Annotated in this window: 19 protein-coding genes, 2 tRNA genes and 2 rRNA genes; 10 read left to right on the plus strand and 13 right to left on the minus strand. The window is 51.3% G+C overall.

Annotation, left to right across the window (positions count from 1 at the left end; translation table 11 throughout):
- The first annotated feature begins 127 nt into the window (after positions 1 to 127).
- Positions 128 to 1585, plus strand: a complete 1458-nt coding sequence (pepD, locus tag OOJ60_RS16345; protein WP_205612913.1) for a cytosol nonspecific dipeptidase — start codon at positions 128 to 130, stop codon at positions 1583 to 1585.
- A gap of 41 nt (positions 1586 to 1626) precedes the next feature.
- On the opposite strand, the gene dinB is transcribed toward pepD, so the two are convergent.
- On the minus strand, positions 1627 to 2682 hold the full coding sequence (gene dinB / locus OOJ60_RS16350) for a DNA polymerase IV (protein WP_042286158.1): 1056 nt from the start codon (positions 2680 to 2682) through the stop codon (positions 1627 to 1629).
- Between the two features lie 263 nt (positions 2683 to 2945).
- Here dinB and dpaA point away from each other — a divergent pair, with 263 nt between their 5' ends.
- Complete coding sequence (dpaA, locus tag OOJ60_RS16355) at positions 2946 to 3686, plus strand: peptidoglycan meso-diaminopimelic acid protein amidase (protein WP_042286159.1); 741 nt, start codon at positions 2946 to 2948, stop codon at positions 3684 to 3686.
- On the opposite strand, the gene OOJ60_RS16360 is transcribed toward dpaA, so the two are convergent.
- Complete coding sequence (locus OOJ60_RS16360; RefSeq protein ID WP_181821925.1) at positions 3657 to 4424, minus strand: class II glutamine amidotransferase; 768 nt, start codon at positions 4422 to 4424, stop codon at positions 3657 to 3659. The two genes, dpaA and OOJ60_RS16360, sit on opposite strands and share 30 nt — an antisense overlap.
- Positions 4425 to 4472: 48 nt before the next feature.
- Positions 4473 to 5051 carry a D-sedoheptulose 7-phosphate isomerase gene (gene lpcA, locus OOJ60_RS16365; RefSeq protein WP_028017728.1) on the minus strand — a complete coding sequence of 193 codons (579 nt, stop codon included), beginning with the start codon at positions 5049 to 5051 and terminating at the stop codon, positions 4473 to 4475.
- 239 nt (positions 5052 to 5290) lie between these two features.
- On the opposite strand from lpcA, the gene fadE reads away from it, so the two are divergent.
- The 4 genes from fadE (at position 5291) to OOJ60_RS16385 (ending at position 10834) form a co-directional block, all read left to right on the plus strand.
- A complete protein-coding gene (fadE, locus tag OOJ60_RS16370; protein ID WP_205612914.1) occupies positions 5291 to 7735 on the plus strand; it encodes an acyl-CoA dehydrogenase FadE in 2445 nt (814 codons plus the stop codon).
- 109 nt (positions 7736 to 7844) lie between these two features.
- Entirely contained in the window at positions 7845 to 8615 is a 771-nt protein-coding gene (locus OOJ60_RS16375) for an amidohydrolase (protein ID WP_205612915.1), read from the plus strand.
- Positions 8616 to 9554: 939 nt separating this feature from the next.
- Entirely contained in the window at positions 9555 to 10412 is an 858-nt protein-coding gene (locus tag OOJ60_RS16380) for a DUF4225 domain-containing protein (protein ID WP_205612916.1), read from the plus strand.
- 68 nt (positions 10413 to 10480) lie between these two features.
- Positions 10481 to 10834: a hypothetical protein gene (locus OOJ60_RS16385; RefSeq protein ID WP_205612918.1), complete on the plus strand. Its 354-nt coding sequence runs from the start codon at positions 10481 to 10483 to the stop codon at positions 10832 to 10834.
- A gap of 353 nt (positions 10835 to 11187) precedes the next feature.
- Here OOJ60_RS16385 and OOJ60_RS16390 read toward each other — a convergent pair.
- Together OOJ60_RS16390 and dnaQ are read right to left on the minus strand one after the other, a co-directional pair.
- Positions 11188 to 11264, minus strand: a tRNA-Asp gene (locus OOJ60_RS16390).
- A gap of 134 nt (positions 11265 to 11398) precedes the next feature.
- Positions 11399 to 12130, minus strand: coding sequence for a DNA polymerase III subunit epsilon (gene dnaQ, locus OOJ60_RS16395; protein ID WP_082636886.1), 732 nt, complete (start codon positions 12128 to 12130; stop codon positions 11399 to 11401).
- A 64-nt stretch (positions 12131 to 12194) separates the two neighbouring features.
- Here dnaQ and rnhA point away from each other — a divergent pair, with 64 nt between their 5' ends.
- Entirely contained in the window at positions 12195 to 12665 is a 471-nt protein-coding gene (rnhA, locus tag OOJ60_RS16400; RefSeq protein WP_042286171.1) for a ribonuclease HI, read from the plus strand.
- Here the strand turns inward: rnhA and OOJ60_RS16405 are convergent.
- Positions 12662 to 13384, minus strand: a complete 723-nt coding sequence (locus OOJ60_RS16405) for a class I SAM-dependent methyltransferase (protein WP_205612920.1) — start codon at positions 13382 to 13384, stop codon at positions 12662 to 12664. The genes rnhA and OOJ60_RS16405 overlap by 4 nt on opposite strands.
- Before the next feature lie 33 nt (positions 13385 to 13417).
- Between OOJ60_RS16405 and gloB the strand changes: the two genes are divergently transcribed.
- On the plus strand, positions 13418 to 14173 hold the full coding sequence (gloB, locus tag OOJ60_RS16410) for a hydroxyacylglutathione hydrolase (protein ID WP_205612922.1): 756 nt from the start codon (positions 13418 to 13420) through the stop codon (positions 14171 to 14173).
- Positions 14174 to 14244: 71 nt separating this feature from the next.
- Positions 14245 to 15612: a murein transglycosylase D gene (gene mltD / locus OOJ60_RS16415; protein ID WP_042286177.1), complete on the plus strand. Its 1368-nt coding sequence runs from the start codon at positions 14245 to 14247 to the stop codon at positions 15610 to 15612.
- Between the two features lie 50 nt (positions 15613 to 15662).
- Here the strand turns inward: mltD and OOJ60_RS16420 are convergent, their stop codons facing one another.
- The 3 genes from OOJ60_RS16420 to OOJ60_RS16430 all read right to left on the minus strand — a co-directional run bounded on the left by OOJ60_RS16420 (position 15663) and on the right by OOJ60_RS16430 (position 18620).
- Positions 15663 to 16433 (minus strand): class I SAM-dependent methyltransferase, encoded by a 771-nt coding sequence (locus tag OOJ60_RS16420; RefSeq protein ID WP_060571103.1) that lies wholly within the window; start codon positions 16431 to 16433, stop codon positions 15663 to 15665.
- A 77-nt stretch (positions 16434 to 16510) separates the two neighbouring features.
- Positions 16511 to 17311 carry an endonuclease/exonuclease/phosphatase family protein gene (locus OOJ60_RS16425; protein WP_042286179.1) on the minus strand — a complete coding sequence of 267 codons (801 nt, stop codon included), beginning with the start codon at positions 17309 to 17311 and terminating at the stop codon, positions 16511 to 16513.
- 130 nt (positions 17312 to 17441) lie between these two features.
- Positions 17442 to 18620: an MFS transporter gene (locus tag OOJ60_RS16430; protein WP_205612923.1), complete on the minus strand. Its 1179-nt coding sequence runs from the start codon at positions 18618 to 18620 to the stop codon at positions 17442 to 17444.
- A 104-nt stretch (positions 18621 to 18724) separates the two neighbouring features.
- Here OOJ60_RS16430 and yafC point away from each other — a divergent pair, with 104 nt between their 5' ends.
- Positions 18725 to 19630, plus strand: a complete 906-nt coding sequence (yafC, locus tag OOJ60_RS16435; protein WP_181821932.1) for a DNA-binding transcriptional regulator YafC — start codon at positions 18725 to 18727, stop codon at positions 19628 to 19630.
- Positions 19631 to 19654: 24 nt separating this feature from the next.
- On the opposite strand, the gene dkgB is transcribed toward yafC, so the two are convergent.
- From dkgB to OOJ60_RS16455, 4 genes are all read right to left on the minus strand, one after another.
- Positions 19655 to 20458, minus strand: a complete 804-nt coding sequence (dkgB, locus tag OOJ60_RS16440; RefSeq protein WP_205612924.1) for a 2,5-didehydrogluconate reductase DkgB — start codon at positions 20456 to 20458, stop codon at positions 19655 to 19657.
- Between the two features lie 163 nt (positions 20459 to 20621).
- A tRNA-Asp gene (locus tag OOJ60_RS16445) sits at positions 20622 to 20698 on the minus strand.
- Between the two features lie 54 nt (positions 20699 to 20752).
- Positions 20753 to 20868 (minus strand): 5S ribosomal RNA (gene rrf / locus OOJ60_RS16450).
- 189 nt (positions 20869 to 21057) lie between these two features.
- Positions 21058 to 21296: ribosomal RNA gene (locus OOJ60_RS16455) — 23S ribosomal RNA — on the minus strand; the annotation flags it as partial.

Below are 21296 nucleotides of genomic sequence, written 5' to 3' on the forward strand. Positions count from 1 at the left end.
TACTACCCGCCGACAAAGAAAGTGGTATTCTCAACCGCATTGCGCAAGCCTGACTTGTGGTAATGATTAACCTGCTAACCCTGTGTGCGACAAGCCTGTTTGCCGTACACCGATGAGGAGACTCAACGTGTCTGAACTGTCTCAGTTATCACCACAACCGCTGTGGGATATTTTTGCCAAAATCTGCTCCATTCCGCATCCGTCCTATCATGAAGAACAGCTCGCTGAGCACATTGTTGGCTGGGCGAAAGAGAAAGGTTTCCACGTAGAGCGCGACCAGGTCGGTAATATCCTGATTCGCAAGCCCGCGACCGCAGGCATGGAAAACCGCAAGCCGGTCGTGCTGCAGGCGCACCTCGACATGGTGCCGCAGAAAAATAACGACACCGTACACGATTTCACCAAAGATCCTATTCAGCCCTATATCGACGGCGAGTGGGTAAAAGCGCGCGGCACCACTCTGGGGGCAGACAACGGCATTGGTATGGCCTCTGCGCTGGCGGTTTTAGCCGATGACAGCGTAGTCCACGGACCGCTGGAAGTGCTGCTGACCATGACCGAAGAAGCCGGAATGGACGGCGCGTTTGGTCTGCAGGCCAACTGGCTGCAGGCGGACATTCTGATCAATACCGACTCTGAAGAAGAGGGTGAGATCTACATGGGCTGCGCAGGGGGGATTGATTTTACCTCTAACCTGAAGCTTGAGCGCGAAGCCGTTCCGGCGGGCTTCCAGTGCGTTAAGCTGACCCTGAAAGGGTTGAAGGGCGGCCACTCCGGCGGCGAAATCCACGTTGGCCTCGGTAACGCCAACAAGCTGCTGGTGCGCTTCCTCGCCGGTCATGCGCAAGAGCTGGATCTGCGTCTGGTCGACTTTAATGGCGGCACCCTGCGTAACGCGATTCCGCGCGAAGCGTTTGCCACCGTTGCGGTTGCGGCTGACAAGGTCGAGACGCTGAAAGCGCGGGTCAATACTTACCAGGCTATCCTGAAAAACGAACTGGCAGAGAAAGAGAAAAATCTCGTGGTTCTGCTGGAGACGACGACCAACGAGAAAGCGGCGCTGACCGCGCAGTCTCGCGACAGCTTTATTCGTCTGCTGAACGCGACCCCGAACGGCGTGATCCGCAATTCTGACGTCGCCAAAGGCGTGGTGGAAACGTCGTTAAACGTGGGCGTGGTCACCATGACTGACGACAACGTAGAAATTCACTGCCTGATCCGTTCGCTGATCGACAGCGGTAAAGACTACGTGGTGAGTATGCTGGATTCTCTCGGCAAGCTGGCAGGTGCGAAAACCGAAGCGAAAGGCGGCTACCCGGGCTGGCAACCGGATGCTAACTCGCCGGTGATGCACCTGGTGCGGGAAACCTATCAGCGTCTGTTCAACAAGACGCCGAACATTCAGATCATCCACGCAGGTCTGGAATGCGGTCTGTTCAAAAAACCGTACCCGGACATGGACATGGTTTCCATCGGGCCAACCATTACCGGTCCGCACTCGCCGGATGAGCAGGTTCATATCGAAAGCGTGGGTCATTACTGGACGCTGCTGACGGAACTGCTGAAAGCGATCCCGGCAAAATAAGTCGGTAATCCATACCGGATGGCGCTACGCCATCCGGTAGTCTATAACCCCAGCAGTAACTGCCGCTCCAGCTGCGGGTCAAGCAGCGTAACGTGTAATCCCACCAGGCGAACGCCTCGCCCTCCCCGTCTTTCGTCCCAGGTTTTACGCGCGGTAGAAAGTAAATCGTCTTTGTTCAACCGCGGCCAGACGTGTTCCTGGGTGGTTTGCTGAAAATCATTAAATTTTAATTTCACCCCCTGACGGGCGATTAATAAATCCGGTTTGACCTTTGCCAGACGGCGTTCAAGCTCGGGGTATAAGCGCTCGATGATCGCCTCGCATTCCGACCAGTGATGAATATCTTCCGCCATCGTCCGTTCGACACCCACGGATTTTCGCAGGCGTTCGCTGTTGACGTCCCGCTCGTCAATTCCCTGACTGCGCTCCCAGATAATGCGTCCGAATTTGCCAAAGCGTTTTAACAGCGTCGCCAGGTCAAAATGCTGAATATCGCCGCAGGTACGCAGTCCCATACTTTCCAGTTTTGCCGCAGAGACTTTTCCCACGCCGGGGATTTTTTCCAGCGGCAACGTTTCGAGAAACGCCGGAACGTCTGCTGGCGTGATCACGTACTGCCCGTTTGGTTTGTTCAGATCAGAAGCGATTTTTGCCAGAAATTTTACCGGTGCGACGCCCGCAGAGGCGGTCAACCGCAGTTCGTTAAAAATGGTCTGGCGAATTTCCTGAGCGATAAGCGTCGCGGAACCATGACAGTGGGTGCTGTCGGTGACGTCAAGATAGGCCTCGTCCAGCGAGAGGGGTTCAATGCGCGAGGTGTAGCGGGAGAAAATTTCGCGGATATGTTCTGACGCTTCTTTATACGCATCGAAACGACCGGGTAATAAGGTGAGGTGCGGGCATAACTTTAACGCCATTCCGGTGGGCATCGCGCTGCGCACGCCAAACTTTCGCGCCGGGTAATTGGCGGTGCTGATCACGCCACGCCGCTCCCGGCTGCCGCCAATGGCGATGGGAATATCGCGCAGCGCGGGGTTGTCGCGCATTTCAACCGCGGCGAAAAAACAGTCCATATCAACATGTATGATTTTACGCATCGCCCCCTCCCACACACTGTTTAAGTATACAGTATTTTTAGGGAATGAGAAGTCAATGAAGAACCCATAATGTGGTGTCAAAAGAGATGCAATTAAAGAAATGTCTTAATTCGTTTTAGCGTAAAGTGTAAACACAACACGCGGGGCTTGCGAAAAACTGCCGTGGTGCTAATGTGAGCGCTTAAAATCCAGATTCGTCCGATTTTGGGTACTGATATTTGCCGTTCTGGCATGTGTAACCGTTTTATCAAGGAACAAGCAGTATGCGTAAAATCGCATTGTTTATTGCGATGCTTTTGATCCCGTGCGTGTCATTCGCCGGTTTGCTGAGTAGCAATAGCTCCACGACGCCGATCAGCAAAGAGTATAAGCAGCAGTTGATGGGTTCGCCTGTCTATATTCAGATCTTTAAAGAAGAGCGCACGCTTGATCTCTACGTTAAGATGGGCGAACAGTACCAGTTGCTCGACAGCTATAAGATTTGTAATTACTCCGGCGGTTTAGGCCCTAAACAGCGCCAGGGAGATTTCAAAAGCCCGGAAGGTTTTTACAGCGTTCAGCGTAGCCAGCTCAAACCGGACAGCCGTTTCTATAAAGCCATTAACATTGGCTTTCCTAACGCCTATGACCGCGCACACGGTTATGAGGGCAAGTATCTGATGATTCACGGTGCCTGCGTGTCCGTTGGCTGTTACGCCATGACCGACAGCGGGATTGACGAGATTTTCCAGTTCGTCACCGGCGCGCTGGTGTTTGGCCAGCCGAGCGTTCAGGTCAGCATCTACCCGTTCCGCATGACCGACGCCAATATGCAGCGTCACAAGTACTCTTATTACAAGTCGTTCTGGGCGCAATTAAAGCCAGGCTACGACTACTTTGAGCAGACCCGCAAGCCACCGACCGTTTCCGTTGTCGATGGCCGCTATGTGGTCAGCAAGCCGTTGAGCCACGAGGTGGTTCACCCGCAGCTGGCGTCAAACTATACGCTCCCCGAGACAAAATAACGCCCACTCGCCTGGCATGATCTTTTGCCAGGTTTCATTGCCCGTCAGCGGTTGAGTGGCGATCACCGAGACCACATCGTTAGGTGTGGTCTGCGAGCTGAAGTCAATTTCCACATCCTGATCCAGCAGCGTAGCGACGCCAAACGGCGCCCGACGCGTGATCCAGTACAGATTCGTTGAGCAGAACGCCATCACATAGCGTCCGTCTGACAGCAGCATATTGAACACGCCTTTTTCCCGCAGCACCCCCGCCAGCGTCGCGATATATTTAAACACCGAGGCCATGTTGCCCGGCGTGCGTGGGTAACGCAGGGTGAGCTTATGCAGCATCCAGCAAAACGCCTTTTCACTGTCTGTTTCGCCAACCGGACGGAAGTTGCCGGTTTCGAGAGATTTATAACCGCTAAGCTGCCCGTTATGGGCATACGTCCAGTTACGCCCCCACAGCTCGCGGGTAAAAGGATGGGTGTTCTCCAGCGCCACTTCGCCGCGATTCGCCTGACGAATATGGGCTATCACCGAGCAGGATTTTATCGGATACTCCTGTACCAGTCTGGCGATGGGGGAGTTAAAGCTGGGCTGGGGATCTTTAAATGTGCGACAGCCTTTGCCTTCATAAAAGGTGATACCCCAGCCGTCTTTATGCGGTCCGGTGCCGCCCCCACGCTGTACCAGCCCGGTAAAACTAAAGCAAATGTCGGTGGGCACATTGGCGCTCATCCCGAGCAGTTCGCACATATATCACCTCCACAACAGCGGGGGACCAGTTTGCCCCCCAGCGAAGCCTTACTTAACCATCTCTTTTTCGATCAGTTGGATCAGGATATGGATCACTTTAATGTGGATTTCCTGAATACGATCGGCATAGCCAAAATGCGGCACGCGAATTTCGATATCGGCCGTTCCCGCCATTTTGCCGCCGTCTTTGCCAGTCAGGGTGATCACTTTCATGCCCTTTTCGCGCGCTGCGGCGATGGCTTTGATCACGTTGCCGGAATTGCCGGACGTGGAGATGCCTAACAGTACATCGCCTTCGCGCCCCACGGCTTCGACGTAACGAGAAAAGACGTAGTCGTAGCCAAAATCGTTGCTGACGCAGGAAATGTGGCTGACGTCAGAAATGGCAATCGCCGGATAGCCCGGACGGTTTTCACGGTAACGGCCGGTCAGTTCTTCCGCAAAGTGCATAGCGTCGCAGTGGGAGCCGCCGTTGCCGCAGGAAAGCACCTTACCACCCGCCTTAAAACTGTCTGCCAGCAGGACCGCCGCGCGCTGAATGGCGTGAATGTTGGCGTCATCTTTTAAAAAGTTAGCCAGCGTTTCCGCCGCTTCGTTCAGTTCGTTACGAATAAGATCCTGGTACATGAGGATATCCTTCAGCATGAATGTAAATGACAGAATGCAGTGTACCGGATAGCACCGGAAGCGAGAAGCACAAGCCTCGCTCATCCCCCGCCCTTTTGATTTTTCGTGCCGCGACAAACGGCAACAATGTGAGCTTTGTTGTAATTATTTTGTAAACACATTGCTAAAAGAATTTACATCCACTACAACCTAATCATCACAAGTGGTCAGACCTCCTACAAGCAAGGGAGCTTTTCGTTATGATGATTTTGAGTATTCTCGCTACGATTGTTTTGCTCGGCGCGCTGTTTTATCACCGCGTGAGCTTATTCCTTAGCAGCCTGATCCTGCTCGTATGGACGGCAGCACTCGGTGTGGCCGGACTGTGGAACATCTGGCTGTTGGTGCCTCTGGCCATTATTCTGGTGCCGTTTAACGTGACGCCAATGCGCAAGTCGATGATTTCCGCGCCGGTGTTCCGCGGCTTCCGTAAGGTCATGCCGCCAATGTCGCGCACCGAAAAAGAAGCCATCGATGCCGGGACCACCTGGTGGGAAGGCGATCTGTTCCAGGGGAAACCGGACTGGAAAAAACTGCACAATTACCCGCAGCCGCGCCTGACCGCAGAAGAACAAGCGTTTATTGACGGTCCGGTAGAAGAAGCGTGCCGCATGGCGAACGATTTCCAGATCACGCATGAGCTGGCGGATCTGCCGCCCGAATTATGGGCCTTCCTGAAAGAACATCGCTTCTTCGCGATGATCATCAAAAAAGAGTACGGCGGTCTGGAATTTTCTGCCTACGCCCAGTCGCGCGTGTTGCAAAAACTGTCCGGCGTTTCCGGGATTCTGGCGATTACCGTTGGCGTACCCAACTCATTAGGCCCCGGGGAACTGCTGCAACATTATGGTACCCAGGAGCAGAAAGACCACTATCTGCCTCGCCTGGCCCGCGGTCAGGAAATTCCCTGCTTTGCGCTGACCAGCCCGGAAGCGGGTTCCGATGCGGGAGCCATTCCGGACACCGGTATCGTCTGTATGGGTGAATGGCAGGGTCAGCAGGTGCTGGGGATGCGCCTGACCTGGAACAAGCGTTACATCACGCTCGCGCCGATCGCCACCGTACTGGGGCTGGCGTTTAAGCTGTCTGACCCGGAAAAACTGCTGGGTGGTGAAGAAGAGCTCGGCATTACCTGCGCGTTGATCCCCACCTCGACGCCTGGCGTAGAAATTGGTCGCCGCCACTTCCCGCTGAACGTGCCGTTCCAGAACGGTCCAACGCGCGGCAAAGATGTCTTTGTGCCGATCGATTACATCATTGGCGGGCCGAAAATGGCCGGTCAGGGTTGGCGTATGCTGGTCGAATGCCTCTCGGTCGGCCGTGGGATCACCCTGCCGTCAAACTCGACGGGAGGACTGAAGTCCGTTGCCATGGCGACCGGCGCTTATGCCCATATCCGTCGTCAGTTTAAAATCTCTATCGGTAAGATGGAGGGTATTGAAGAACCGTTAGCGCGCATTGCCGGTAACGCCTACGTGATGGACGCAGCGGCGTCGCTGATTACCTATGGCATTATGCTCGGTGAGAAACCGGCTGTCCTGTCGGCCATTGTGAAGTACCACTGTACGCATCGCGGTCAGCAGTCAATCATCGACGCGATGGATATTACTGGCGGTAAAGGCATTATGCTGGGCGAAGGCAACTTCCTTGCCCGCGCCTATCAGGGCGCGCCAATCGCGATTACCGTTGAAGGCGCGAATATCCTGACCCGCAGCATGATGATCTTTGGTCAGGGCGCGATACGCTGCCATCCGTATGTACTGGAGGAAATGGCCGCCGCGCAGAACAACGACGTTAACGCATTCGATAAGCTGTTGTTTAAACATATCGGTCACGTCGGCAGTAATAAAGTTCGCAGTTTCTGGCTGGGTCTGACGCGCGGCCTTACCAGCGCCTCGCCAACCAGCGACGCAACCAAACGTTACTACCAGCATCTTAACCGTCTGAGCGCAAACCTGGCGCTGCTGTCCGATGTTTCTATGGCGGTGCTGGGTGGTAGCCTGAAGCGTCGCGAGCGTATCTCCGCGCGTCTGGGGGATGTATTGAGCCAGCTGTATCTGGCCTCGGCGGTGCTGAAGCGGTATGACGATGAAGGCCGTCATGAGGCTGACCTGCCGCTGGTTCACTGGGGGGTTCAGGATGCGTTGTATCAGGCAGAGCAGGCCATTGACGATCTGTTGCAAAACTTCCCAAATCGTCTGGTTGCCGGTCTGCTGAACGTGGTGATCTTCCCGACCGGTCGTCACTATCTGGCGCCATCGGATAAGCTGGATCATAAAGTGGCGAAAATCCTCCAGGTGCCAAACGCGACGCGCGACCGTATTGGCCGCGGCCAGTACCTGACGCCGAGTGAGCATAATCCGGTAGGCCTGCTGGAAGCAGCATTGCGTGACATCATTGCCGCCGAACCAATCCACCAGCGGATCTGTAAAGAGATTGGCAAAAACCTGCCGTTTACCCGTCTGGACGAACTGGCGCAGAACGCGCTGGCGAAAGGCTTGATCGACAAAGATGAAGCCGCCATTCTGGTCAGAGCCGAAGAGAGCCGTCTGCGCAGCATCAACGTGGATGATTTCGATGCCGATGCGCTGGCGACACAGCCGGTAAAGCTGCCGGAGAAGACGCGTAAAGTCGAAGCGGCATAACGCTTTCGCCTCATCGTTTAGCCCTGCTCCGGCAGGGCTTTTTATTGCCCCCGTTTCCTGAAACCTCGTGCTACAGTGTTTGGATGCTGTTCAAAAAGGAGTATCGACCATGCCTGCCCTGAAAATTACGCTGCTGCAACAATCGCTGGTGTGGATGGATGGTCCCGCTAATTTACGTCATTTTGACCTGCAGCTTGAGCTTATGAGCGGACGCGATCTGATCGTTTTGCCGGAGATGTTTACCACAGGCTTTGCCATGGAGGCCGCCAGCAGCGCGCTTTCTCAGGAAGACGTGATTGACTGGATGCGAGGCAAGGCGCGACAAACAAATGCGATGATTGCCGGTAGCGTAGCCCTGCCAGGCGAGACAGGAGCGGTAAACCGCTTTTTGCTGGTTGAGCCCGAAGGAACGGTACACTTTTACGATAAGCGTCATTTGTTTCGCATGGCGGACGAGCATAAATATTATCAGCCGGGTGACACCCGAAAAGTGGTCGACTGGCGCGGCTGGCGGATCCTGCCGCTGATTTGCTATGACCTGCGCTTTCCGGTGTGGTCGCGTAACCGAAACGACTACGATCTGGCGCTGTACGTCGCCAACTGGCCCGCTCCCCGTTCGCTGCACTGGCAGACACTGCTGGCGGCGCGCGCTATCGAAAACCAGGCTTACGTGGCGGGATGTAATCGCGTCGGCACCGACGGCAATGGACATCACTACCGAGGCGACAGTCGGGTAATCAATCCTCAGGGCGAAATCATTGCGACCGCGGACACCCACCAGGCGACACGGATCGACGCAGACCTGTCGCTGAGCGCACTGAAGGAATATCGGGAAAAGTTTCCCGCCTGGCAGGACGCGGACGGGTTTACGTTATGGTAAGAGATGTTGAAGCCATGCAAAAACGACGAAAGCCTGAATCATTTCACGTCCGGCATCGCCTTCTGACGCATTTTATAAAGAAATGAATTACACCTACAAGCACTATTTTATCGATCCCCTGCGCAACTGGTGAAATCTTTATATTTGACCAATGCGTATGTTTGACCTCTTTGAATGTATATACAGAAAATATACATTGTCGTCATTCAATGACAAAGCATAAAAAAAGACATCACTACCAGCCTGTACAGCAGGATTAGGAAGGACGCATTTTTAGTAACCATATTAAGCATATTATTTCACACCAATAATCTAATAGTTTTTCAAATGGCCAGAACCTACTATATAGAGGCTGGAGTCCACCCCGAAAATAGAGTAATAAAATAACCTGAATCACTTACATGGCAGACGCCTTCATACTTAAACAACTTAGGGATAAAACGTAGTGAAATCATATACTCCCTGGCACTCAAACTAAAAAGTAAATATATCTACAGCCCGATGCATACCACAACAGCCTGGAAGAATCTAGCTTACACCAGGCAATTCAAAGATAGATACTGAAGATGCTTTTCATACAACTTTTAGATATATTCATCATTCTAATATTATCTATTATCAAAAAGCAAATAGTCTAATTATACAATTTATGAATTTATTACAACTAATAACCAAATGCAGGAGTTATGTAGTTACATACCGTTCAAGAACTGGTATTGTATCCCGGATTCGCTGATGAAATAAGGATAAAAAAATCTGTGGTAAGCAGATAAAAAGAAAAAAAGAATCCCATCGGTTTGTTGCACTTATGGGGCTGTACTATGGCAGTGACCAGCATGATGTAAAGTATGTACGATATAAACAACCATCTTATTACTATTTCATATTAAAAGAGAAAAACCTATAAATTTATCAAATAAAAAGCAAAGAGAATTTTATATGAATAAAAACATTCAAAGTGGAAATGATAAAGATAATGCTATAAGTGTCTTTATTAAATCACAAGGAGAGTATGAAGCTGAGGCTTTGAAAAAACTGACTATCACAGCTTCTGGTTTTATCAAACATGATAAAGTACGATATGATTTTGTGACAAATGTAGAAGCATTTATAGAAGCCCAACTCGAATGTATTAATGGCAATGGATCGCATGGAGAAAAAAATCTGGCTTTGAATTATTTGCAACAGGAACAAGAATATCTTGAGAAACAGATAATCTGGTTGCAATCTAAACAGGTAAAACCAGCAGCATTAGTTGAAGTAAGAATCATAAATGGCGTATTATCATATATCGTGAAAAGCATTGGTTTAATCGGTGGAATAATTCAGATGGTATCTGGAGGTTTCCTTATGCTTGCAGGTTCCCCAACAGTCGTCGGTTCAGCCGTCGGCGCTATGCTCTTTTTGCATGGAATTACCAATGTATGGGAAAATGGACGCAGTTTATTTTTTGGAGATAACAATGCAACAGGACCTATGACATATATATATGGTGAGGTCGCCAATATATTAGGTTTTGACAGAACTTATGGAAAGTTAGCCTTCGCTGGAATCGATCTAGGTTTATCCGCAGTTGCGTTATTCGGAACCAAGTTAGTACCAGACGCCTGTAGACTATTTCGTTATATCCCCTCAGATTATGAGATGGGTTTCCGAACGATGAGTGCTCTGGAATTGTCTGCTGAAATATTCCCTGATGCGGCAACATTATATTCCGGAACTCAAACCTATTTTTCTTTACCTGAGCCGATGCCTGAACCCCCTCCTCAACCGCTTATCCCTTTTAATGATTATTAGTTGTAATGACATGTAATCATAACATATTCTGACTTCTGTATAATGTTTTTGATATAGAGAAAATTAAAATGAATGAAGATGAATTAATCAAAATAATGTATGAAAATAATTTTTCAAAAAAACAAGTAAACAAATTAAAGAAACTCTCACAAAAATATTCAACCTCACTTTATGAGACAGTTTCTGAACTTGCACGTCGTTTCTTTCGCTCCTTATTCATGTATATTCTGACATTTATATTGGTTTTTCATTCATATATACGCCTCAGTGAAGAGCATGGACACACTTTACAAAATATCTTATTTTCCATTGGGGTCTTATGCTTGGCATATGTAATAATAGATTTATTTGCTCCATTATCTCAGGGATACAAGGCCAGAAAAGTCATACAACAAGCCCAAAGAAAAGAGAACTCTAAATGAGTATATGCCTAGCCAAACCAATGATAACACCTGCTAATTATGAGTATTAATAATGAAGAACGATGATCCGTCTTATCAATTTGAACAGTGCGCAGACAGGTATTTTTTGCTTGAATATTGTGCACATACATCCAAAAACAAACACAACGGACTTAAATAAAAAATCAATATATCTGGCCACTATAGCTGACATTAAAAATAACATTACGAAAAATACCAAGAGCCCTCGATATGTTATCTTTTCTGAAGTATGAAGGATTATATTATGTCGTTCCGACTTTAGGGTGAGATGTTGAAGCCATGCAAAAAACGACGAAAGCCTGAATCATTGCTGATTCAGGCTTTCTGAATAGTGGCGGAACGGACGGGACTCGAACCCGCGACCCCCTGCGTGACAGGCAGGTATTCTAACCAACTGAACTACCGCTCCGCGTTGTGTTCCACTTGGGAACGAAGCGCATATTACGGATTGGTATGCACCTCGTCAACGCTTTTTCTCATGTTTTTAATCGTTTGCTCTAAATTTCACCCGGACGGCGATTTTTACATCATTAACGGCCTGACTTACGCCCGCCAAAGGCAGCTTCCGCCCTTTTTCTCAACCAGGTCAAGACGCGATTCATGGGCGGCGACCTCCTCATCAGAGGCAAAAACAACCCGTAGTTTGCGAGCCTGACGCACAAGACGCTGGATTGTCTCTTCACCCTGTTGCTGCTGAGTTTCCCCTTCCATGGCAAAAGTCATCGACGTTTGTCCGCCCGTCATCGCCAGATAAACGTCGGCCAGGATCTGGGCATCGAGCAATGCGCCGTGAAGCGTACGTTTGCTGTTATCGATCTCATAACGCGAACATAACGCATCAAGGCTGTTGCGCTTGCCGGGGAACATCTTTCTTGCCAGCGCCAGACTGTCGGTAACTTTACAGAAGGTGTTGGTTTTAGGGATATCGCGATTGAGCTTCGCGAACTCGTAATCCATAAAGCCGATATCAAACGACGCGTTATGAATCACCAGCTCTGCGCCACGGATATAGTCGAGAAACTCATCGGCCACTTCGGCAAAGGTTGGCTTATCCAGCAGAAACTCATCCGCAATTCCGTGAACGCCGAACGCTTCCGGGTCCACCAGCCGGTCAGGCTTAAGATAGATATGAAAGTTATTGCCCGTCAGACGCCGGTTGATGACTTCCACCGCGCCGATCTCAATGATCTTGTGCCCCTCGTAGTGCGCGCCAATCTGGTTCATACCGGTGGTTTCGGTATCGAGGACGATCTGTCGTGTAATTGCAGTGCTCATAGCGGTCATTTATGTCAGACTTGTCGTTTTAGGGTTCGATTCAATTACAGGAAGTCTACCAGAGATGCTTAAACAGGTAGAAATTTTCACCGATGGCTCCTGCCTGGGTAATCCCGGTCCGGGAGGTTATGGGGCGATTTTACGCTATCGCGGACGCGAGAAAACCTTTAGTGAAGGTTATACCCTCACCACCAACAACCGCATGGAGCTCATGGCGGCGATCGTTGCGCTGGAGGCGCTCAAAGAACATTGTGAAGTCATTTTAAGCACCGACAGCCAGTACGTGCGCCAGGGGATTACTCAATGGATCCACAACTGGAAAAAACGCGGCTGGAAAACGGCAGAGAAAAAGCCGGTAAAAAATGTCGATTTGTGGAAACGGCTTGATGCAGCGCTCGGCCAGCATCAAATAAAATGGGAATGGGTAAAAGGCCACGCAGGCCATCCGGAAAACGAACGCTGCGACGAGCTGGCGCGCGCAGCAGCCATGAACCCAACCCGGGAAGATGTCGGTTATCAGACAGAAGAAGCTTAAGCGTCCGGTTTGCGAAATTGCCGGGTGGCGCCCACGGCCTGGGGAATTCGCGCTTTGGTTTTGCTCTGTTTCATTGGGTTAAGCGTAAGCGGAATCGTGCGCTTACGCGCCACAATCGTCTGCATACAGCCCAATGCAGGAAGATGCGCGCTCAGCATTTTTCCGCCGTTCTTTTTCCACGGCAGCACATGAAAGCGGCTGTAATACATCACCTCAAAATTCAACAAGGACAGCCAGTCCAACTGGCGCATCAGCGTAAACATTCGGCTATTGTAAGGAGGTGACTTACGCAGCACCGGCACCAGCTTACGCAGCCCCATCAGGCTCACCGGGTTAAAACCGCTGAGCACCAGCCAGCCATCATCAATCAGTACACGATCGGCTTCGCGCAGTAGACGGTGAGGATCGTCGCACCAGGGGAGCGCGTGCGCCAACAGGCAGACATCGACCGATTTCGGGGCGAAAGGAAGATGTAGCGGATCGGCCTGAACCTGGACAGGCGAGCCTTTGGTCGACACATTGACCTGATGAGACACCGCGCAGGCTTCTGTGTTGATTTCTGCGCTTAAATTGCCCACCTTAAGCAGGTGAAATCCATACATTTTAGCGAACCACGGATTAAGCTGTTGTTCCAGCGCCTCACGATAGTACTCGCCCCAGGGCAAATCGCCCCAGCGATCGGGTGCTACAACTGTCTGAGGGTTCCTTGCCGGTTTCATCACAACCATCCGTTACGCATAGAGAGGTAATAAATGAATCTTAACAGTATTCCGGCGTTTGAGGACAACTACATCTGGGTTCTGAGTGATGACGAAGGTCGTTGCCTGATTGTCGATCCGGGCGACGCCGCGCCAGTCCTGCACGCCATTGCCGAGAATCATTGGCAACCCGAAGCCATTTTATTGACGCATCACCATAACGATCACGTTGGCGGGGTAAAAGAACTGGCGCAAAACTTTCCACACCTGGTGGTATACGGACCGGCAGAAACACAAAATAAAGGCGCTACGCATATCGTCAAAGAGGGCGATTCCGTGCCCATTTTGGGACATGAATTTAGCGTATTCGCGACCCCGGGTCACACTTTAGGACATATCTGTTACTTTAGTCATCCTTACCTTTTTTGCGGCGACACGCTTTTCTCGGGCGGTTGCGGACGGCTATTTGAAGGGACTGCCAGCCAGATGTATCAATCCCTTAAAAAAATAACCGCACTTCCTGATGATACGCTTGTTTGCTGTGCTCATGAGTATACGTTAGCAAATCTTAAGTTTGCTTTAAGCATTCTTCCGCACGATTCGTTCATAAATGATTATTATCGTAAAGTTAATGAGTTACGGGTAAAAAAACAAATGACACTACCCGTAATTCTGAAAAATGAGCGGCTAAATAATATTTTTCTGCGAACAGAAGATCCTGATTTAATTAGTGAAATTAACAAAGAAACAATATTGCAACACCCTGAACAGCGTTTTGCATGGTTAAGGTCAAAGAAAGACACCTTCTGACAATTCCGGGTTGCCTTTTCAAAACTTCGCCGTTATGATCGGTCGTCTTTTAAGCAACTATTGACACACACATGAAGGCAAAAGCGATATTACTCGCCTCTGTCCTGCTCGTGGGTTGCCAGTCGTCTCAAAACGCAGGCAATGTCCAACAGCACGCACAGAGCCTTTCTGCAGCTGGTCAAGGGGAAGCAGGAAAGTTTACGAGTCAGGCGCGATGGATGGACGATGGGACGTCCCTCGCGCAGGATCAAGACTTGTGGGCTTTCATTGGCGACGAGCTAAAGATGGGAATTCCGGAGAATGACCGGATTCGCGAACAGAAACAAAAGTATTTACGCAATAAGAGCTATCTCCACGATGTAACTTTACGGGCAGAGCCGTATATGTACTGGATAGCCGGGCAGGTTAAGAAACGTAACATGCCGATGGAACTGGTACTACTACCCATAGTGGAGAGCGCTTTTGATCCTCACGCAACGTCTGGCGCCAATGCCGCAGGTATCTGGCAGATCATTCCGAGCACGGGACGCAATTACGGTTTAAAACAGACCCGCAATTATGATGCGCGTCGCGATCTTGTGGCCTCCACAACCGCAGCGCTCGACATGATGCAGCGTCTGAACAAGATGTTTGATGGCGACTGGTTACTGACCGTAGCGGCGTATAACAGCGGCGAAGGTCGGGTCATGAAGGCAATCAAAGCGAACAAGGCGCGTGGGAAATCCACCGACTTCTGGTCGTTGCCGTTGCCGCGTGAAACGAAGCTGTATGTGCCTAAGATGCTGGCCTTGAGCGATATTCTTAAGAACAGTAAACGTTACGGCGTGAGTCTGCCTACCCCGGACGAAAGCCGGGCATTGGCGCGTGTACGTTTGAGCAGTCCGGTTGAAATGGCGCAGGTTGCAGACATGGCGGGGATTTCCGTCAGCAAGCTGAAGACCTTTAACGCGGGAGTGAAAGGCTCCACGTTGGGCGTTAGCGGTCCACAGTATGTGATGGTGCCAAAGAAGCATGCAGAGCAACTGCGTGAGTCGCTGGCTTCCGGCGAGATTGCCGCCGTGCAGTCTACGTTGGTGGCCGATAACACGCCGCTGAACAGTCGTAGCTATACCGTTCGTTCAGGCGATACACTTTCCGGCATTGCTTCACGTCTCGGCGTGAGCACCAGAGATTTGCAGCAGTGGAATAAACTGCGCGGATCATCGTTGAAAGTGGGCCAAAGCCTGACGATCGGCGCTGGCAGCAGTGCACAGCGACTGGCCAATAACAGCGACAGCATTACCTATCGCGTGCGGAAAGGCGATTCGCTGTCGAGCATTGCCAAACGTCACGGCGTAAACATCAAAGATGTGATGCGCTGGAACAGCGATACGGCAAATCTGCAGCCGGGTGATCAGCTGACGTTGTTTGTGAAAAACAACGCTACGCCGGACTCCTGAAGGCGGTAATAAAAATAAAGGCACTGGATTCCCCCCAGTGCCTTTTTTATTTATGCCGCTTTGTGGGCTTCAACCATTATCGTGTCGCTGCAGAATGAACCGTCGCCCTGTAAGTCGAAGTAAGCTTTTACTTCTGCCGAGGCACTCTCCTGATAAATACGGATCGCCTCCACCAGCGCTGCGGGAGTTCGCATTCTCGTAACCCATGAATGGAATTCCAGCGACAGACGATCGGTCAATAACGAGTCGGCCACGAAACTCGCCTCGCTGATCAACGACAGCCACTCGCCAGCAGAATAATTACGCACGTGGGAGGTGTCCCGCAACGCTTCAACGGTCTGTAACCAGATATCCCGTACCGGATGTCCTGGGGACATAACATCCATCACGATCAATACCCCGCCCGGCTTCAGTACCCGATTCACTTCCCGCAACGCCCGTCCGACATCATGCCAGTGATGTGCGGAGTATCGGCTGATAACCACGTCAAAAACGCCGTCTTCAAATGGCAAGGTTTCGGCATAACCCTGACGGGTAGTGATATTGCTAAACCCCTTCTCGTTTGCGGCGTGAGCGACAACATCGAGCATCTGAGAGGATAAATCATACGCCACCACCTCTTTGACGTTCTGCGCCGCGACGAAGCTGGCATGGCCGGCGCCACACCCCATGTCCAGCAAGCGGGCCTGCGGCAAAGAGAACAAGCGTGCTGCCAGACGCTGTAAGTCGCGTCCGGAGGCATGTACCGCGCTGGTTAAATAAGCGCTGGCCTGAGAGCCAAACTGTTTTTCAACGTTATCGTGGTGGGAGTGGGATGTCATTGTGCTGTCCTTTCGTTGTTGACAAGATAAAGGGCAGCACCGCGACAGGTCTGCCCCAACGGCAGACCTGACTCACCTTATTGATCAGGTTTGCCGGGACTGAATTCGACGAGTAGCGGATTGTGATCGGAAGCGCGCGTCACCAGTACGGAAGCCTCGCTGACGTTCAGACCACGGTAAAAGACAAAATCGAGAGGACGACCAAACGCCCGACGGCGCTGATCGTCAGTAAAGCGAACCTGCCGCAGGGACATCTCACGCGCAAAGCGATACAGCGCATTCATACGACGTCGGCTCCAGGCGTTAAAATCACCGGCCATAATCACCGGACCACTGTGATGCGCTATCTGGTCGCCGATGGGAAGTAACTGCTTACTGTACACATCAACCCCCAGACTAAAGTTCACTGCGTGTATATTCACGACCATCAGCAGTCGCGTATCCGGTAACGGATAGACCGTGACCAGTGCAGACTTGGCGAGACGCAGTATCGGCTCACGCTCGCGAAGAGGACAACAATAAACCGGATGCGCGGCTGACAGCGTCATCACCCCGGACGGGTGCTGCGGCAACACAAACGCCGGAACCTGATCGGCCGCCAGATAGTTAGCGGTCGCAAACTGGACCAGCTCCGGCGTGGTCTGTGCTTCCTGTAATAACACCAAATGCGCGTCTTTACCGAAATTTTTCAGCACCGACAGCCATTCGGCCCGCTGCTGCTTGAATATGTTCCACACCAGGATGCGTATCCGATCTTCACTGCTTAACGGCGCCCCGGCGGGTAATGCCTGGCCGATGCTCGAAAACGACCCGGGCGGCAATATCCGCTCAGCGGGTTGTCCGGCAACGTAGCGCATGGCATAGGTGTTTTTTCGCACTTTTAACTTTCAAACCTCTGTAACGTCAACCAGTCCGGTGTCGGACTGGTTCTTCTGTTATAGGGATTTTAGCTCACACTTTCAACGACCAATTACTGTTTGTTTGTAAGTAAGCGCTGACTTAAGCCACTTACCCCAGTGCTACCACGCGTTGCGGCTTGTCCATTCGGCCACTGACGCCAAGCAATAAAAAAGCGCCCAAAACAATCAGCGCGCCGATCCACGGCGTCTGCGCCAGCCCAACATGCTCAACCGTCTGCCCGCCAATCACCGATCCCAGCGCAATGCCAATATTAAAGGCGGCAATATTCAGCCCCGACGCGACATCAACCGCATTTGGGGTAAACTGCTCAGCCTTTTGCACGACATAGACCTGCAGTCCCGGAACATTGCCAAACGCGAAAATCCCCATCACCAGTATCGTTGCCAGCGCAGCGTAGTGCAGGGTGGCCGTGAACTGAAACACCATCAGCAGGAGAAACAACGCCGCAAAGATAAATTTTAGCGCGGGTACCGCACCATGCTTATCTGCCAGTCTGCCGCCCCAGATATTCCCCACCGCCACGGATACGCCATATCCCAGTAAGATCCAGCTCACCGCTGAGGGTGAGAAACCCGCAAGCTCCTGCATCATCGGCGTGAGAAAAGTAAACGCGGTAAAGACGCCGCCATACCCGAGCGCGGTAATGGCATAAATAAGCAGCAAACGTGGATGCGTTAATACGCGCAGTTGATCGCGGAGGGATGCCGCGGCGCGTCCGGGTATGTTCGCCGGAATCAATAGCTGGCTGCCGATCAGTGCGATAACGCCTAACAGGGAAACCACCAGAAACGTTTCACGCCAGCCAACCTGTTGACCGATAAACGTCCCCAGCGGCACGCCAGTGACCAGAGCCACTGTCAGCCCACCAAACATAATGGCAATGGCGGATGCCGCTTTCTCTTTTGGCACCAGACTGGTCGCGATGGTGGAGCCAACGGAGAAAAATACCCCATGAGCCAATCCGGTAAGTAGCCGGGCAATAATAAGGGTCGTGTAACCCGGCGCCTGCCAGGCCAACAGATTACCCGCCGTGAACAATACCATCAGCGCGACCAGGAGCTGCTTACGCGGTAAGCGCCCTGTCAACGCGGTCAGCACTGGCGCGCCAATAGCAACACCCAGCGCATAGATAGAAACCAGCATCCCCGCCGAAGGAAGGGAGACAGATAACTGTTCGGCAATGGTCGGCACCAGCCCTACAATCACAAACTCGGTGGTACCAATAGCAAATGCGCTTATTGTTAGCGCGAATAACGCGAGAGGCATAAATTACTCCAGTTCATCACTATTCAGATGACACGCAGTATGCCGGGATGGTTTAATAACAAAAATATCCAAAATAACAATACAATTTTGCTTCAGAGGCAAAAATGAAAGCGACATCGGAAGAACTTGCTATCTTTGTATCAGTGGTGGAAAGCGGAAGCTTTAGCCGCGCAGCGGAACAACTTGGTCAGGCAAACTCAGCAGTCAGCCGGGCCGTTAAAAAACTGGAAATGAAGCTTGGCGTCAGTCTCCTTAACCGTACTACCCGTCAGCTCAGCCTGACGGAAGAAGGCGAACGTTACTTCCGGCGCGTACAGTCCGTACTGCAGGAGATGGCTGCGGCAGAGACCGAGATTATGGAGACGCGAACCACGCCGCGTGGCCTGCTGCGCATTGACGCGGCCACGCCAGTCGTTCTGCACTTTCTGATGCCGCTGATTAAACCGTTTCGTGAACGTTATCCAGAGATTACCCTTTCTCTGGTTTCTTCCGAGACCTTTATCAATCTTATTGAACGGAAAGTGGATGTGGCTATCCGCGCGGGCACATTGACGGATTCGAGCCTGCGCGCCCGACCATTGTTTACCAGCTACCGTAAAATTATTGCCTCGCCAGAGTATGTATCGCGTTTTGGTAAACCCGAGACGGTAGAAGAGTTGAAGCAGCACCTTTGCCTGGGCTTTAGCGAACCGGTCTCGCTTAATACCTGGCCCATCGCCTGTCGCGACGGTCAGCTTCACGAAATTATATGCGGTATTTCATCGAATAGCGGAGAGACGCTTAAACAGCTTTGCCTTAGCGGCAACGGCATTGCCTGTCTGTCAGATTATATGATTGATCGGGAGATCGAGCGGGGTGAGCTGATTGAGCTCATGGCCGATAAACGTTTGCCGGTAGAGATGCCATTCAGCGCGGTGTATTACAGCGATCGCGCGGTGAGTACTCGCATTCGGGCGTTCATCGACTTTCTGAGCGAACATATCAAAACAGCTCCCGAAGGAGCTGTCTGAAAGGGAGAAGGCACAGATCAGGAATTAATCCCACTGTGGCGCCAACCCCTCGGGACTGACCAGGCGATCGTTACAGTCCAGCGTGGCGATTGCGTGTTTATCTTCAGCATCCAGCTTCAGATTCAGCGCCTGAAGATTACTCGCGAGGTTTTCCCGTTTTGTGGAAGAGGGAATGACTGAAAAGCCTTCACCTATTGCCCACGCCAGGATCACCTGGGCTGGCGTTGCGCTATGCTTCGCTGCAATACGGGAAATCACTTCATCATTCAGAGCTTTACCATACGCCAGGGTCATGTAAGAGGTGATATGGATGCCGTGCTGTTTTGCCCACTCAACCACTTTACCGTTTTGCAGATAAGGCGACAGCTCAATCTGATTTGTCGCGATATTATCAACGCCTACGGCGGCAATGGCTTTTTCCATCAATGGGATAGTGAAGTTTGAGATACCGATTTCACGAGTGAGTCCTTGCTCTTTCGCTTCCAGCAATGCCTGCATAAATTCTGCAACCGGAACAGCATTATTAGGCGAAGGCCAGTGGATCAGCGTCAGATCGACATAATCGGTACGTAGCTTTTTAAGACTCTCTTTCAGGCTGGGAATGAGCTTGTCTTTGCTCAGATTTTCAGTCCAGATCTTGGTGGTGATGTATAACTCACCGCGTGGAATGCCGCTTTCTGCAATCGCCTGCCCTACTGCCGCTTCATTGTCATAAATTTGTGCCGTATCGACAGCACGATAGCCCAGCGCGAGAGCTGCTTTCACGGACGCAATAACCACGTCGTCCTTAAGACGAAAAGTACCTAAACCAAATGCCGGGATAGCCATAAAATTCCTCATTAATTCTGTATGTTTGTAAACTTAAAGGATTATGACTTTCTGGTGCAGTTGGAAAAAGAGCGTAAAGCGCAGAGGATTTTTGCGAATTTGGCAATAATGGAACGGCAGGCAAAGAAAAAGCCCTGAGTGTTAACTCAGGGCTCTTAATAAGTGGCGGAACGGACGGGACTCGAACCCGCGACCCCCTGCGTGACAGGCAGGTATTCTAACCAACTGAACTACCGCTCCACCGAATTTTTCTACAACCACTGATTTTTACATCAGTTTACTGCTTAATTTGATGCCTGGCAGTTCCCTACTCTCGCATGGGGAGACCCCACACTACCATCGGCGCTACGGCGTTTCACTTCTGAGTTCGGCATGGGGTCAGGTGGGACCACCGCGCTAAGGCCGCCAGGCAAATTCTTTGTGCTCTGTCCTGTGTCTTTTGTGCTGATACTGCGTTGACTGCGCCTGCGAACGTCAGTCACATACTTTTGTATGTTCCTTCCGTCGCTTCACTTGCCGCCTTGTCTCAGCGCAAAATCCTTCGGACTCTGAATCTAAGCTGAAAATCTCTCAATCCGCCAAAACATCTTCGGCGTTGTAAGGTTAAGCCTCACGGTTCATTAGTACCGGTTAGCTCAACGCATCGCTGCGCTTACACATCCGGCCTATCAACGTCGTCGTCTTCAACGTTCCTTCAGGAGACTTAAAGTCTCAGGGAGAACTCATCTCGGGGCAAGTTTCGTGCTTAGATGCTTTCAGCACTTATCTCTTCCGCATTTAGCTACCGGGCAGTGCCATTGGCATGACAACCCGAACACCAGTGATGCGTCCACTCCGG

This window comes from Citrobacter sp. R4 (assembly GCF_026719175.1).
Taxonomy (GTDB): domain Bacteria; phylum Pseudomonadota; class Gammaproteobacteria; order Enterobacterales; family Enterobacteriaceae; genus Citrobacter_A; species Citrobacter_A sedlakii.